Source organism: Leptospira yanagawae serovar Saopaulo str. Sao Paulo = ATCC 700523 (genome assembly GCF_000332475.2).
GTDB lineage: Bacteria > Spirochaetota > Leptospiria > Leptospirales > Leptospiraceae > Leptospira_A > Leptospira_A yanagawae.
Genome location: NZ_AOGX02000039.1, coordinates 30,001 through 45,394 on the forward strand (window position 1 = coordinate 30,001; position 15,394 = coordinate 45,394).

Sequence of the window (15,394 nt, forward strand, 5' to 3'; positions counted from 1 at the left end):
CTGTAAAATTCCTATGATGTGGCAAAAACCACGAAGCTGAAATGGAATATGAAAATCAAAACTCTTTGCAAACTTACGCTCGCTCTTATTTTTTCAATACTTACATTCACTCAATGTAAAATCTTCAAAGAATCGGACCTAGATCCAAATAGCAAATTATCTAATTTGCTCAACTTATTCAGAACCGCTTCGTTCATCGATGCGTTTAATGGAATGAGCCAAACGTTGATGATCGTTCAAATTACTGATTCATTAGGGAATCCGATAGCGGGTGGCGAACTCGTATATTCTGTATACAACGAAAATGATGAAAACAATGTTGCCGTCTCTGATTTTGGAAACACTGGGAATTATAGTCCCTATAAAAATACACTTGGTGCAAACGGAAGGACAATTTTAAAATTTAGCGAAAGAGGGATCGCAGAAGGAATTGTATACCGAAATCCAGGAGATACGAACCCAATCGGTAGTTTCCGTTTTCGAAATTATAAAGGGATTACCATTGAAACATTTTCATTTTACAGTGTCTCTGGTGAGATCAAAGTCAACGTAGAAGACCTTTCCAATTATCCAAATCCAATCGGATACATCACGAATATGGTTCCCATTGGCACTGCGAATGGACGAAGCTTCTTAATTGGAAAAATCTTTTATACTTTTGATGGAGGAAGTGTAAATGGAAGGTACGAAAATTACATACTTTCAAGTGCAGATGGAGTCACCTATGACCAAGTCATCCCATTAAACGCAAACGAATTTGTTTCGAGCACTGGAAGTAAAAGAACCCTTCACTCCGCAATCGCATACGACGGAACACGTTATGTAGTTTTTGTCAATGAAGTCGAATTGGATTCTGGAAACTTTGTAATCGGAAATCGCAATTTAGCTTTTTCTTTCTTCACTACTTCTCCCTCCTATGTTGCTTTAGATCCAATTGTTTTATCACTACCAAACGGAATTCAAATTCTAAACCCTTTGGGATCCGCAGCTCTCAAAACATTTGAACATCCTATGTTTTCTGTGGGGAATCGTTTTTTCGTTGTTGCAGACAATGCAAGTTTTGCTCCACAAAGAGAAGTGCCATACCTAGTTTCACTTACGGACTCAAATCATGTTGAGCTTTCTTCCGCCACTTACAATTGTTTACGAACATCGATTAGCGATTTTTCTGCTTATGGAAAACTAACGTTAGGTGATACCGATTACATACATTGCCCAACAAGTCCAATGCCTGGAACTTCGATCAATGCTACTGTCATCAATGGGAATGACTTGTCATACAATACTCTGACATTTAGCGGCGGTGTGAGCACCGTAAATTCTTTCCCGAGCGTATTTGCAGACCAACTTATCGGAATTGTGATTGTATCTGGGTCTCCCAGAGGGTCCCTATTACCAACTGGATCTTACCTGAGCAATGGAGCTAATATTAGTTTCTCTTCAAACATCCCCAATTTTATCGTTCCATTTGGAAGTTCCAATCCATTATTACGAAACATCACATCATCGCTAGATGTTGGTTTTGCGATTACTGCCGACAATCCCAATTTGGAAACGGCAACCAATCGCGCCATCATCAAAATCACAAACCAACTTGATTCAGGAACCGTATACAACCTGCCAAGCACCCAACCGATCTTTAACGAAAACACAACGACTCACAGGCAATTTTTTTCCACACACGGGAATCTCACTTATTCTTGGGATGCACTACAATCTGTGACAAGTCCAGCTTCAGTTGGCAGTTTTCGATTTTTTGCAACTAGGAATATTGGACCAGATACTTGGAAAGATGTTAAACTCATCCGAATCAAATAATCAATTCTTATGATGTACCGAATGATTCTCGATCGATACCAAAGCAAATTTTCACTTGCAATTTATTGAATGAATGTAAGTTTTTAATCATCCCTTCTTGGATTCCCATATATGAAAAAAATCATTCTTTTCTCTTTCCTTATCTTGTTTTCGTTTCCCCTACTCGCTGTAAATACAGTGATCTTAAAAAATGGTAAAACGATCAAAGGGAAGGTAACGGACCAAAACGAAAAAGGTCTCACTGTCCAAACAAGCGAAGGTACGCAAACTTTCCCCAAATCACAAATTTTGAAAGTTGTATATAAAGATGTGAGTGCAGAAGAAGCGGATAAAATCCGACTCGCAGAAGAAAAAAAATTAAGGGAAAAAGAAGAAAAAGAAAAGGCCAAACTAGAAAAAGAAAGATTAATCGCAGAGGCCAAAGAACAAAAACGATTAGAAGAAGAAGCGAAACTTGCCGAAAAACAAAGGTTAGAGGATGAGAAAAACAAAGAAACCCAAGCAGAAAAAGAAGCAAAAACCGAAGCAGAATGGTTAGCGACAAGGCAATTGGGTCCCTCTCCTTCTGCAAAAGAATGTGGAGGCCGGTTGGCACTCATTTGGCGATCTGCGATCATTCCTGGTTGGGGGCAATTTTGTGGTGGGCAAAAGGTTTCCGCAGGAACGTTTTCAGTTTTATTTTTTGGATCCCTATTCTATACATTGGGTCCTCTTCGCACGGAAGAACAAAATGCAAAATCACATTATGAGACAATGGTGTTAGTGAATCAAATCAGTGGACCAGGGACGAGGTTCAATGCGCAAAATATTAGTTTGCCTTCTGAATTTGTTAACAACTTCTTAGAAACATCCATCACAGAAGATTTGATCAAAAAATCACAAAACAATGCAAAGGGATCGAATACTCGTTACTTAGCAGGGATCGGAATCACAAGTATCATCTACATTACAAATGTAATCCATTCCTATATGATTGGCCGTGACCAATACCCGGAAAGGCCAGTGGTACATCTAGAAGGGAAACAATTCAAAGAAGGATGGGACTTTGAATCACGATGGGATAAACCGATGGGTTTAACCAACTTCCAACCACAAATGAATGCAGTATACGCCGAAGTTCGTTACTCTTATCTATTTTAAAGGAGAAACTTATGAAACGAATTGTATCCCTTTTAGTTTTGTTCTTTTACTTCACCCAATGCAGCATCTTCAAACCGTCGAATCTCGATCCTCGCGAGGATTTAGGGACTTTGCAATCACTCCTCCGATTGCTTGCCTTAGCTGATGCATTCAATACCCAAAGCCAATCCGTTGTATTTATGAAATTCACCGATAGCAGTGGCACTCCATACTCGGGAGGTGCTGTCGAATATTCCGTGTTCAACGAAGCGGATGAAAATGGAGTAGCAACATCTGACTTCGGAGAAACTGGGAATGTTCGAACCTACACCGCCACATTAGATAACTTTGGAAGAGGATTTTTGTTTTTTAGCGAAAGGGGGATTGCAAAACTCAATTTAAAAAATGCAGCCAATACTTTTGTAGGAACTGCTGATTTCCGAATCTATAATGGCATCAACAAACAATCCTTTTCTCTTTTAAACCAAACAGGCAATGCCCAATTCTTAGTGGAAGATCTAGCCAATTACCGCAACCGTTTGGCCACCAATTTCACCTTCACTCCTCTTGGGTCTGCCAATGGAAGGCAGTTTATTTATCTTGAAGTACAAACATCATTTACAGCAACAGATAGAAATACGTCCATCGGTTATATAGCCTCTTCTGCTGATGGAGAGTATTATGACGCCGTAACAAGAATTGATGGTGTCACAATTGAAAAAAATGTTACGTATGAAATCATTTTAAAAATCTCCAATCCAGTATTCAACGGTTCCGAATATATCTTTTTCTTATCCGAAGAGAAAAGAGATTATTCACCACCGAATAATTTCCAATCGAATAAAAACTTAGCTTTGCGTATCTCTGCTTTCTCGCCTCCCAGTTCGGCGACTGTGCAACTTAAAAACTTACCAACGAACTATCGTTTTTTTAATGGTGCAAATGGTAATTGGTATTACCCGGCATTGTATCTAGGGGATGGCCGGTATATGGCAACGCCAACATTATCAGGAGCGCCTCGCCCTATATTATTTTATTTAGATACAGATACAAGTTCTGATTTAATCAGCGATTTTAGTTGTACGATTTCAGCTATTGACCGTGATTTGCTTGGGTTCCAATTGGTAACCTATTCTGGAATCAACTATTTACAGTGCCCACAAAATTATGCAGGAACTTCTTATGTAATTCGAAGCATTCGAGCATCGGATTTGATTTTTAACCAAATCAACTTTACTGCTGCTGCAAATTTTGACTCCCCTGTTTTCCAAGTCGAAGGCAAATTGATGGCACTCACTGGATCCTCGCCTTTTAGTGGAGTTACTTTCCCCACAGGTTCCTATACAAACCTAAATCCAACCATAACGCAAAACGCAACGATTACAAATTTCAACACTTCTTCAATAGGAGGGACCACCTCTCGTTTAAGAACAATCAAAAGTTCCAATTCAAATCATTACTTTGTGTTATCAAATTCACCTACCTTTACTGCACTGCCTACGAATGTTCAAATCTTCCGAAGTAATGATGGCGTAAACAGTGTAACTTCCATACCTGCAACTCCATTTTCTCTTTCAGAATACAGTGTTGCGATCATAAGCCCAGAACAAATCCAATCAACAAATGGATTATTAAATTATAGTTATGCTAAGTCTTTTTCTAACGGATCAGTAAATTTACCTGTATACTTTACCCGATTCACAAATTCCGATGGAACCTGGGAAGATTTGCCTAGACTCATCAAAATCAAATGATTTATTTATTTGTTTAATCGAAATTCTTTAAAAAAATTTGTGATGCTCGTTTCATACTCGTTGGAAGGGCTTTGTAATGGTTTGGAATCTTCCTTTGGCATTGCATACAAAACAATTTGTTTCGATTTTGTTTTGATATTTGTAAAAATCATTTCGGAATCAGTTTTTTTCGTCTCATTCTCGCTAGGTGCCAAAATCAATACAGGTTGTGTGATGAGTTTCGCTGTATTTGCAGGAGATACATCGTTCACAAGAAAATCACCTCGCAATTCAGAGATCGAAAGACTTAAAGGTGTGACGATCCGACTGGCTTCCGTAAATTGATTCACAAACATATCTTCAATCCAAGACCTCATATCGCGGTAGGAAGAATCAGCGATGATAAACCCGAATTCAAACTGGCCATCGGCATATTGTAAGGCAGTTGCCCCCCCAAAATCCAATCCAAATATTCCAATTCGGTCTTCAGGTATGTTATCGATTTCTGAAAAATATTCTACGGCCCTTTCTAAATCCATTTTCTCGTAAAATCCATATGTTGTGCTAGAGCCGTCACTTTCGCCATGCGCTCTCGCATCATATAAAAACAAACTACATCCTTGCCTCCAAAAAATGGGTGCATATGGCATCATTTGGTTTCTGGACTTTCCGAGGCCATGCAAAAGAATAACACCACAGTTTTGTTTTTTAGAATGTTTAAAATACCATCCTCGGAGTCGTAAGGTTCCGTTTTGGAATCGAATTGCCTCTGGCTCAGGCAACGCAAATTCAGAAAATGTTGTTTCGGATAATTTTTCTCTTACGTCTATAGAAACCAAGGATGAGGGAGAGAGAATCAAATTGGAAAAAGAATACGCAGCGACTAGCAAAAACAATGCGAAGATAAAAACAAGGGAACCAATCAATTTTTTCATGTTCAAGTGCCTAAGAGGAAAATCTAGGAGAAAGGAAATGTGGAAAGCGAATTTTGGAAAATCTCCTAATTTGACCCGAAAAAGAATTGCTCTCTCGTATTCCATCCCATCATCTTTAAGGAAATCTATGAAACCATATTTAGCGTTTTTCACTTTACTGCTTAGTATTTCCCTTGGGAATTGTCGAACGATGGATGCCGCCATCCAATACCCTGACGTTGGGAAATCCAATTTAGGAATTTCCAAAGTTGCGGTTCTTGTTTTCGACATCGAAGAGGCCAAATGGGGTGATGAATTTACCGATGCAGTGTCCCTTCAAATTGCCAAATCTCTTCCCTTTAAGGTGATTGAAAGGGAACAACTTTCAAAAGTAGTAAATGAACAAAGTTTTTCCAAAACAGGAATCATTGATACGCAAACAGCCGTTAGACTTGGAAAAGTTTTGGGTGTTGATGCATTGGTATTTGGCCGTGGCTCTTCCCTTAAAAAATTCGATGAAAAAGGAAAACTCATTCCTAATTTAGTGGATACAGTGTCTTTAAAAATCGTTCATATCGAGTCAGGTCATGTGATCGTCAATGCGAGAAAAAAGCCAGGTGCCGATTGGACATTTGGCCGTCTGATCCAATACAGCTTGGGTTTGGGTTTGGTATGGAATCGTGAGGATATCTTAATTGCAACAAGTGAATACGACTTCGTTGCTGAAAGTTTAGTGGATACCATTGTCAGCGAACTAAAAAAATGAGATTGTCAATGATTGGTTTCAAATGATCAGAAATTTTGAATGCAGTCATTTTTAAATACAATAGTAAAAACAAAATTGGGAGAACTACATGAAGATTAACATTGGAATTCCAGAAGAAGAAAGAAGTGCCATTTCGGAATCATTAAAAAAACTTTTGGCTGATACGTACACTCTGTACCAAAAAACACATAGTTACCATTGGAACGTCACAGGTCCCATGTTCCAAACCCTCCATCTCTTATTCATGACACAATACACTGAACTTTGGAATGCAATTGATCCCATTGCAGAAAGGATCCGTTCCCTAGGTTATTATGCACCGATGGGAGGTTGGGAATTTGCAAAGTATTCCAGTATCTCGGAAGACAAAGAAGTTCCCAAAGCAAAAGAAATGATCCAAAACCTAGTAGCCGGCAATGAGGCGGTCATTCGCACAGCTCGTGCTGCTTATGCACCAGCCGAAAAAGGAAATGACCAAGCAACACTCGACCTCTTAACACAAAGACTAGACATCCACGAAAAAACAGCTTGGATGTTACGTTCGTTACTTGAAGAATAAGTGAATTTGAACAGTAGTCAAAACTAGACTGCTGTTCGTAAAACATGGTTTATCACTACATTTTCTTTTTTTTCAAATCCCATCTAACAAACATTTTTTCCTTGCGTACGTTTTATACATTAGTATAACTACCAGTTACACGAGGAAAAAATTGAAAAACACAATTCTAAAACCAACCATCTACCTTTTAATTTTTTTAGGAATTTTCCTAATAGGATGCAACGACAAAAAAGACAATACGACCACGAACCTATTGGCCCTTTATTTGTTTTCAGGTGATCCTACTGATACAACCAATTTGAATACTCCGCTCGGTCGGGCAAGTGCCACGGCAAATGTGGTTTCTTCGATCTCTGCGAATTCCACCACAAGTTCCAATTCTGGGAATTTTACGATGAGAAATCCGAACACAAAACAACCCTTAGACAAACAGTTGCTAGCAGCCATTGTCAAAATTTACCAACACGGGAAAGATCCAGTAGTGGCAAAAGAGGAAATTTCAAAAATTGTAAAAGAAAATTTTATACAAAAGGCAAATTCAACAGAAAAAATTCTCACCGCTTGGTCAAGTGCAACATCCGTCAATGGTCGTAACGAATATACCTATTCTGGAACTTTGAAAGGTAGAATTTTCGAAAAGAAAATGCAAAATATTCCTCTTGGTGGCGGTACAACTTGTCCAATCTTAACTTACTTCGGAGCATATAGCAATTATAACTCACTACAAGAAAAAGGAACTGCCGTATTCACAAACGGTTTATACTCAGTTAGCCAATCAAATATTTTAGATTATCGTAACAAAGCCGATGTTGTGTTCAATGACTTTGGTACGCTATACTCTGATGAATTTGCTTATTATAAAGAATTAAAAAAAAGCAATATATCACTTTTACAATCTGATTGTGCGGGTGTTACCAAACTGTATGAAATAGTTGATCGAGTGACGAAACCTGCGACAGTAAATGGTGCACTTAGTTTTGAATCCAGTTATGAAGTCGCAAGTAGCCCACCAAACATTAGATTCTATGTAAAATCAAAAGCGAATTCTAATGGATTCGTAATTACTCAAGGCAGTATCACAACGCCCACACTTGTTATTGAAAATCTATCGTTTGATGGGGTATTTGATCTTGTAAATTCAGGAACAACTGTTGTTGGAACTGTAAAGGTGACCATTTCTGGTAAAATTAATGGTGATGTATTAACAGAGTCTCTCACCATTACATTATAAATTCAGAAAAAATGATTGGACTAAGGTTCAATCAGGATTGTTTTTTCGGAACGATTGCGTATGATTTTTAACGTAATTCGTTCCGAAGTATCCACTGCTTTAAATCTTTGAAACAATTGCTCATTATTTTTGATTTTGATTCCGTCCACTTCGACGATAAAATCATATCGTTTCAATCCAGCTTTCTCAGCAGGACTTTTTTCCACTAGATAACTTACCAACACACCTTCATTAGATGGCAAATTTAATTTTTGTATTAGAAACTCAGTGAGGACTGGTACTTCTACAATGCCTCTTAAAATTTCAGTTTTCGGATGTTCCATATCCTCAACCGAAGACAGAAATTCATTTAAATATTTTGGTAAAATTGCAAAACCAATTCCCGATTGATTGTGCTCAGAATTTCTAATTTGAAATTGTGCCATCCCTAATAAATTTCCACGAACACCAAATAATGCGGAACCAGAACTACCTGGCAAAATAGATTGATTCACTTGTAAAAATCCAAGTTCGGAATCAATCGAATCCACACCAATCCTTTCCGGATCTGCCACGAATCCCGTTGAAAAACTATCTTCAAAACCGATAGGAGCGGAAATTGAAAAATACACTTCACCTCGTTTAGATTTATTGTTGGAGTTAATTTCAAAAAAATCAAAGTTTTCTTTTGCTTCCAATCGAACCAAAGCAATATCTTTTCGAAGATCCATTGCAATTACTTTTCCAAAATACCGTTTCCCAAGTCCCCCAACTCGCAGAACTAGTTTCTTTGTTTGTTCACCAATTACATGAGCACAAGTTAAGACGTTCCCATCTTTAGAAATCAAAAATCCAGAACCAACCCAATGTTTTTTTCCAAATAAATCTTCCGAATCAAGGGAGATAGACACAGTCCTTGGAGCATATTTTTGAAAGACCTCATCGTTTGATTGACTAGGGGCGCAATGACAAATGGTTATAAGAAGTATTAAAAATATAGGATAGATGAAAGAATGAGAATTGAAACGCATAACGACAAATATTCGTTATTTGAATTTTACAAGCAAGAAATTTAAGTTCATAACATAACTTGAAATTGGAAAATCCAATTTTGTTAATTTCGTTCCAACCAATCTTTCAAAATTTCCAAATATTCTTTTTGGTGCGTGAAATGGATATAATGCCCACCACCTGCGATCGTTTTCTTTTCATTTGCTTTAAAAAAACGATCCATTAATTCAATATCTGATTCCTTAATGTATTCAGATATACCACCTAACAAAAATAGGGTTTTTGTATCTGAAGTTTTTTCAAAAATAAAAGCATCATCAAACACCCTACGCGCTTGATTTAGTCCTGCCACATTCAATTTCCACTGATAAACACCATCTTCTCTACGTTCCAAACTCATTTGTAAAAACTGTCGAATGAACGAATCTTTAACATATTTTGCCATCTCAGTATCAATTTCCGATCTGGAAGCAAAACCTTCCAAAGGAAACGACATCGATTTGATTTCATTGTCATACGAAAAAGGATAAGCTCTTGGTGCAATGTCTTGAATAATGAGCTTTTTTAAGACACCAGGATGTGTTAAATCAAAGTACATTGCTACAAGACCACCCATCGAGTGGCCGAGTAAAATGGGAGTCTCAATTTGTAGATATTTGATCAATTCGTCTAAATCATCTGCCATCAATTGGATGGAATGCTGTTTGTTATGCGGGGAATCACCATGGTTCCTTTGGTCGATCGCGTAAACATTTCCAAATTCTGACAAAAATTTTGAAACGGTCACCCAATTTTTTGAAGATCCAAATAAACCATGTAAGATAATGAAATCACCAATCGATTTTTTTTCCTGATTAGAGTTTTGGAATGGATAGAATTTATAGTTTAGTTTCACAAAACCTCGTTTCTAAAATTAGAAATGTAAAAATATTAACGAAAACATTCTTTTTTGAGGATTTGTAAATGGGGAAGGATTTGTTTTTTTTCTCTTGGCCCTATCTCCGATGCATAACGAAACATTTGATTGATTTCTGATTTAATGGCTTCTGTGACGGGAGGAAAACAAGGAATGGAATCAGGATCCTTTGTCATAGAACTTAAAACTTTCACCACATCTTTTGTATAAAGTACCACATAATTTCCAGTAGGGAACAGGTATAAATATCGCAATTTTCCTTTTCTGATTTCTTCCAATCGGCAACGTAAATCCGCTCCACAATCATTTATTGGAATGCTTTCTGTCGCCAAATAACCAGCGTAATCTGAATGTTTTGTTTTTGGATAAGATTCTAATAACTTCCAAAAATAATTGGAATCCACATAGTATTTTCCGGAAGAATAATCGTATAATAATTTTGTTTGGTGGCGTTTGAGAAATTCCAATGTGTTTGGATCATTGTCTGGTTTAATTCCCTTTTCATTCATAAGATCCACTGTTTTTTTTAAGAAAAAACCAGCTTTCGCACGAAGGAATATAAATTCATCACCTGTAAATTTTCCCGTTGATGAAATAGAAAAAATTGTATCTGTAATTTCCTGTTTTGCCAAAAAATCAATCTGTTTCGATAAAATCATTTTTTCTGCTTCAAAGAGTAGAGTTGATAGGTATTGTTTTGAAGGTACGGATCTGACAACAGAACGTTTGATAAACCCGGAAAGTCCATCTTCCAATTTCACTGGAATCCAATCTTCTTTTGGGCTTTCTAAGGAATCCTTATCAAATCGAACCGGTTCCCCAAATTTTAGTTTTCTTAATACATCACTTTTTTCGTCAGCAAACAAATGCAAGTTGAGCCCTATCACGGGAATCACAATTTCCGATTGTAAGTCTCGTTTTAACAGTTCAGATGGTTTGGATTGTTTTGGTTTTGTTTGGAACTTTGGTTCAGAAAGTATTGGAACAACGAATAAGGCGAAACTAAAATAGATCAAAAAAAAATTCGATCGAAACAAGATTGTCCCTCTACAAAAAAAGTTTCGCAAAGGGACATGTTTCATTTTATTTTTGTAAATCCTCTACCATTTGTTTGATGCGTGAGACACCTTTTTCGATGTCTTTTTCACCTAACGCATAAGACAAACGAATGGCTTTGTCATCACCAAAGGCAATTCCTGGCACAGCTGCCACATTGTATTTGTCGAGAAGGACATCACAAAATAATTTAGAATACGAAGTTTCTTTTTTCTCTGCGAGGAGTTTTTTGAAACCAGGCATTTCATAGACACCAGTCATGTAAGGGAATGCATAAAAAGCACCTTCTGGCATACGGCATTCTACACCTGGGATCTCACGAAGCAGTCCTACGATCAGTTTACGACGTTTGTCAAAGGCCTTTAGCATTTCTGCCACAGGAGTTTGGTCACCAGTAAGAGCTGCCTCAGCTGCCGCTTGGGAGATCGAAGAAGCATTACTCGTAGACTGGCCTTGCATGGTATCCATGTTTTTGACAATCTCGGCATTCCCTGCCCCGTAACCAATCCTCCAACCTGTCATGGAATACGCTTTCGATACCCCATTGATCACAAAGGTTTTTTCCTTCATCTTTTCAGAGATCATCGCCGGATTTACAAATTCCAAACCATCATAAATGATTTTTTCATAGATATCATCCGAAACCGTGATCAAATCTTTGGGTTCCAAAACCTTAACGAGAGCTTCCACATCCGAACGAGTGTAAGCAGCTCCTGTTGGGTTAGAAGGTGAATTAAAGATAAACACTTTTGTTTTTGGTGTAATGGCTTTTTCTAATTGTTCCGGAGTGATTTTAAAACCATTCGAAATGTCCGTTGCCACAATAACAGGAGTGCCTTCTGCCAAACGAACAATATCCGCATAACTTACCCAATACGGTGCTGGGATGATGACTTCATCACCAGGATTGAGCGTTGCCATAAAAAAATTATAAAGAACCTGTTTTCCACCGGTTCCTACAATGATTTGATTTTTTTCATACTTTAAACCGTTTTCGGTTTCAAACTTTTTAATGATGGCATCTTTCAGAGAAACAGTTCCACTCACGGGAGTGTATTTTGTTTTCCCTTGGTCCATTGCTTTTTTAGCAGCTTCTTTGATATGAGTTGGTGTATCAAAGTCAGGTTCCCCTGCTCCAAAACCAACCACATCAAGTCCACTCGCTTTCAATTGATTGGCTTTTGCTGTGATCGCGAGAGTGGGAGAAGGTTCTACGACATCGAGTCGTTTTGCTACAAGTTTCATTTTGTCCTCTAGTTTGTGAGTGATTCTTCTGGAACAGTTTCTTTGAACTGATCCAAAGTATAAATTTCGTATTCATACCCCTGTTCGGTTAGGAAAAGTTGCCTATTTTGACCGAACCTCTCTTCGTTTGTATCTCGCGAAATGAGTGAGTAAAATATCGCTGTATTGTCTTGGGATTTTGGACGAAGGATCCTACCCAAACGTTGTGCCTCTTCTTGTCTCGAACCAAACGTTCCTGACACCTGGATGGCTATGTTTGCATCTGGTAAGTCGATCGAAAAGTTTGCGACTTTTGATACCACGAGTTGTTTGATTTGACCTGAACGGAATGCTTGGTAGAGTTCCTGTCTTTCTGGAAGTGGAGTTTTTCCTGTAATCAAAGGGATTTTGAAGGTATTGGAAATCTCTTCTAACTGATTGATGTACTGCCCAATCACCAAAATATTGTTAGTTGAGTGTTTTTTCAAAATATAACTGATCGCTCGGAGTTTCTCAGGATTTTCTGATGCCAATCGAAACTTTTCTCTGTCATCTGCCACAGAATACTTCATGCGAAGGTCGTCTTCCATTGGAACACGAATTTCCACACAATTGGCTTCTGCAATCCAAGACTTCGCTTCGAGTTCTTTCCAAGGCACATCATATTTTTTAGGACCGATGAGTGAGAACACATCTTCTTCCAAACCGTCTTCTCGGACGAGAGTTGCAGTAAGACCTAATCTACGTTTTGCTTGGAGTTCTGATGTCATACGAAATACAGGAGCAGGTAATAAATGCACCTCATCATAGACAATGAGTCCCCAATTGTTTGCACTGAAGATATGAAAGTGTGTGAAGTCCCCACCTTTTTTCTTTCTATGTGTTAAGATATTGTAAGTGGCAATGGTGATCGGTTTGATTTCTTTCATCTCACCTGAGTACTCGCCGATGTCCGACTCTGGAATATCCGTTTTGTCTAAAATTTCATTTCGCCACTGGCGAATGGACAAAGTGTTCGTAACAAGGATCAATGTCTCTGCTCCGACAATTTGCATAACCCCCATTCCCACGATGGTTTTACCCGCACCGCATGGAAGGACCACAACTCCAGAACCACCTTCGTTACGCCCACCTGCATGAAATGCTTCCACAGAAGCCCTTTGGTAATCACGCATACCAAATTTGATCCCACCTTTTGTTGTCGGACGTAGGTTAAACGGGTATTTATTCCCTTCATCATAACCGGCAAGGTCTTCTACAGGGAATCCAATTTTAATTAACGCTTGTTTGATGTGGCCACGGTATTCTTTTTTGATTCGAATTTTATCACCTTCCATTCCATCCACGAATGGTTGGACAGCACGGTTGTTTGCAATTTCAGTGATAAATCCTTTTTCATTGGAGATGATGTACAATTCTCCCGACTCTTCTTTTACGAGTTTTACTTTTCCGTAACGAGAGATTTGTTCCCGAATTTCGTTCATCACGTTTTTGGGAACAGAATAACGAGCAAATTTTGTAAGGCCTTCAATGATTTCTTCTGCTGTCATTTTGATGGATGCAGCATTCCACAAAGAAAGTGGAGAAATACGATAGGTATGCATATATTCCGGGCTTTTTTCAAGCTCGGCAAATTTGGAAACGAGGTCCCGACACGCTTCGAATTCTGGGTTATCCACCTCTAGAAGCATTGTTTTGTCACTTTGTACGGTGAGTGGCTTGGTCATGGTATTCCCTCTCAATTTAACCAGGCTGTGTAGGGAAAGCGCCCTGTCAACCCATTTGATTTTAAGAGATTTTGGGTGTGTTTTCCTGCCATTTTTAGGGCAAAACCAAAAAAAATCGAACGAAACGATGGGTCAAACCGTCTAATCCTCGTTATTCTTTAGCCTTTTCAAAATTTAATTTTCCACCAAGAGTATGGAAACCCGATCTCTCTCCCATCAAACTTTCAAGCCATGAAGGGCGTTCCCAATTGATTTTGATTTGCATGTTTGGTTCCTAATGGGTCAGGCTCCTCCGGGGTGCGCTTACGCTTCCGTCAGCAACTCGCCGTTAGCCGAGTCGCTGACCTAAAGCCCTACGGATCCTTAACGCATTAAATAATCTTCTAATATGGTTTCGTTTGCTCCTGGTAGATGCATTCGTTCCGTAAGAAACTTACGAAATATTTTTGCGCCAGGTTCGCCGTGGTACAATCCTAAGATATGCCGTAACACATGGTGGACCTTTCCCCCATCCAACCGAAAGGACCGGAGATAAGGGATCATCTCTTGCAATACTGACTCCCTTGTGCGTGGTTTTTCTTTTGAACCAAAATAAAGGGAATCAACATCGGCAAATAAAAACGGATTGTCATACGCTGCCCTTCCCACCATCACCCCATCCACTTTTGTTAGGTGGTCGGTAATTTCTGGATGGGTTTTGATCCCCCCGTTGATGGTGATCGGCAAATTCGGAAAATCATTTTTTAATCGGTATACATCGTCGTATCGTAATGGGGGAATTGTTCGATTTTCTTTGGGAGATAGTCCTTCTAATATCGCAATCCTTGCATGGACGATGATTTGGTCCACACCTGCTTCTTTGATTTTAGAAACAAAATGATGGAGGTCTTCGTAAGATTCTTTTCCATTCACACCAATCCGGTGTTTAACGGTCACAGGAATTTTGACTTTGGTTTTGCAGGAAGCAACCATTTCAGCCACTAGTTCTGGATCTCTCATGAGACAAGCCCCAAAACTTCCACTTTGGACTTTGTCGGAAGGGCAACCAACATTCAAATTGATTTCATCGTAGCCGTAGTTTTCGCCAATTTTGGCACATTCGGCAAGCGAAGACGGTGAATCACCACCTAATTGGAGTGCAACGGGATGTTCTTCTTTAGAAAAATCTAAGTGACGGTGGTTGTCTTTCCCACGGAGGATGGCACCCGTTGCCACCATCTCCGTATAAAGCAAACTGTGTTTGGAGATAAGTCTTAAAAAAAAGCGAAAATGCCTGTCGGTCCAGTCCATCATCGGAGCAACAGAGACGCGGTACGATGGGACGGGAATTGGCAAAAAAAT

General features: G+C 38.8%; 13 protein-coding genes. 6 read left to right on the top strand and 7 right to left on the bottom strand.

Annotated features, from left to right (window positions below; all coding sequences use genetic code 11):
* Positions 1–48: 48 nt before the first annotated feature.
* The 3 genes from LEP1GSC202_RS19520 to LEP1GSC202_RS16810 all read left to right on the top strand — a co-directional run bounded on the left by LEP1GSC202_RS19520 (position 49) and on the right by LEP1GSC202_RS16810 (position 4,691).
* Positions 49–1,818, top strand: coding sequence for a hypothetical protein (locus LEP1GSC202_RS19520; protein ID WP_015678970.1), 1,770 nt, complete (start codon positions 49–51; stop codon positions 1,816–1,818).
* A gap of 111 nt (positions 1,819–1,929) precedes the next feature.
* Positions 1,930–2,958, top strand: coding sequence for a cell envelope integrity TolA family protein (locus LEP1GSC202_RS16805; RefSeq protein ID WP_015678979.1), 1,029 nt, complete (start codon positions 1,930–1,932; stop codon positions 2,956–2,958).
* Between the two features lie 11 nt (positions 2,959–2,969).
* Complete coding sequence (locus LEP1GSC202_RS16810; RefSeq protein WP_015679041.1) at positions 2,970–4,691, top strand: hypothetical protein; 1,722 nt, start codon at positions 2,970–2,972, stop codon at positions 4,689–4,691.
* Between the two features lie 5 nt (positions 4,692–4,696).
* Here LEP1GSC202_RS16810 and LEP1GSC202_RS16815 read toward each other — a convergent pair whose 3' ends face one another.
* Entirely contained in the window at positions 4,697–5,605 is a 909-nt protein-coding gene (locus tag LEP1GSC202_RS16815; protein WP_015678985.1) for an alpha/beta hydrolase, read from the bottom strand.
* 127 nt (positions 5,606–5,732) lie between these two features.
* On the opposite strand from LEP1GSC202_RS16815, the gene LEP1GSC202_RS16820 reads away from it, so the two are divergent.
* The 3 genes from LEP1GSC202_RS16820 (at position 5,733) to LEP1GSC202_RS16830 (ending at position 8,140) form a co-directional block, all read left to right on the top strand.
* Entirely contained in the window at positions 5,733–6,350 is a 618-nt protein-coding gene (locus LEP1GSC202_RS16820; protein ID WP_015678971.1) for a curli production assembly/transport component CsgG domain protein, read from the top strand.
* 88 nt (positions 6,351–6,438) lie between these two features.
* Entirely contained in the window at positions 6,439–6,909 is a 471-nt protein-coding gene (locus tag LEP1GSC202_RS16825; protein ID WP_015678978.1) for a Dps family protein, read from the top strand.
* Positions 6,910–7,060: 151 nt separating this feature from the next.
* Complete coding sequence (locus tag LEP1GSC202_RS16830; RefSeq protein ID WP_015678993.1) at positions 7,061–8,140, top strand: hypothetical protein; 1,080 nt, start codon at positions 7,061–7,063, stop codon at positions 8,138–8,140.
* 20 nt (positions 8,141–8,160) lie between these two features.
* Here the strand turns inward: LEP1GSC202_RS16830 and LEP1GSC202_RS16835 are convergent, their stop codons facing one another.
* From LEP1GSC202_RS16835 to dusA, 6 genes are all read right to left on the bottom strand, one after another.
* Positions 8,161–9,030: a S1C family serine protease gene (locus tag LEP1GSC202_RS16835; RefSeq protein ID WP_039929330.1), complete on the bottom strand. Its 870-nt coding sequence runs from the start codon at positions 9,028–9,030 to the stop codon at positions 8,161–8,163.
* Between the two features lie 203 nt (positions 9,031–9,233).
* Positions 9,234–10,025: an alpha/beta fold hydrolase gene (locus LEP1GSC202_RS16840; RefSeq protein ID WP_015679000.1), complete on the bottom strand. Its 792-nt coding sequence runs from the start codon at positions 10,023–10,025 to the stop codon at positions 9,234–9,236.
* 35 nt (positions 10,026–10,060) lie between these two features.
* Positions 10,061–11,128, bottom strand: coding sequence for an SH3 domain-containing protein (locus LEP1GSC202_RS16845; RefSeq protein ID WP_015679009.1), 1,068 nt, complete (start codon positions 11,126–11,128; stop codon positions 10,061–10,063).
* Position 11,129: 1 nt separating this feature from the next.
* Complete coding sequence (locus LEP1GSC202_RS16850) at positions 11,130–12,347, bottom strand: pyridoxal phosphate-dependent aminotransferase (protein WP_015678947.1); 1,218 nt, start codon at positions 12,345–12,347, stop codon at positions 11,130–11,132.
* 8 nt (positions 12,348–12,355) lie between these two features.
* Positions 12,356–14,053, bottom strand: a complete 1,698-nt coding sequence (locus LEP1GSC202_RS16855; protein WP_039929333.1) for a DNA repair helicase XPB — start codon at positions 14,051–14,053, stop codon at positions 12,356–12,358.
* A gap of 363 nt (positions 14,054–14,416) precedes the next feature.
* On the bottom strand, positions 14,417–15,388 hold the full coding sequence (gene dusA, locus LEP1GSC202_RS16860) for a tRNA dihydrouridine(20/20a) synthase DusA (protein ID WP_015679039.1): 972 nt from the start codon (positions 15,386–15,388) through the stop codon (positions 14,417–14,419).
* Positions 15,389–15,394: the final 6 nt, after the last annotated feature.

Coding starts and splice junctions, on each gene's coding strand:
- LEP1GSC202_RS19520 (WP_015678970.1), top strand. CDS start 49: ATGAAAATCAAAACTCTTTGCAAACTTACGCTCGCTCTTATTTTTTCA.
- LEP1GSC202_RS16825 (WP_015678978.1), top strand. CDS start 6,439: ATGAAGATTAACATTGGAATTCCAGAAGAAGAAAGAAGTGCCATTTCG.
- LEP1GSC202_RS16850 (WP_015678947.1), bottom strand. CDS start 12,347: ATGAAACTTGTAGCAAAACGACTCGATGTCGTAGAACCTTCTCCCACT.
- LEP1GSC202_RS16810 (WP_015679041.1), top strand. CDS start 2,970: ATGAAACGAATTGTATCCCTTTTAGTTTTGTTCTTTTACTTCACCCAA.
- LEP1GSC202_RS16845 (WP_015679009.1), bottom strand. CDS start 11,128: ATGAAACATGTCCCTTTGCGAAACTTTTTTTGTAGAGGGACAATCTTG.
- LEP1GSC202_RS16815 (WP_015678985.1), bottom strand. CDS start 5,605: ATGAAAAAATTGATTGGTTCCCTTGTTTTTATCTTCGCATTGTTTTTG.
- LEP1GSC202_RS16805 (WP_015678979.1), top strand. CDS start 1,930: ATGAAAAAAATCATTCTTTTCTCTTTCCTTATCTTGTTTTCGTTTCCC.
- LEP1GSC202_RS16855 (WP_039929333.1), bottom strand. CDS start 14,053: ATGACCAAGCCACTCACCGTACAAAGTGACAAAACAATGCTTCTAGAG.
- LEP1GSC202_RS16820 (WP_015678971.1), top strand. CDS start 5,733: ATGAAACCATATTTAGCGTTTTTCACTTTACTGCTTAGTATTTCCCTT.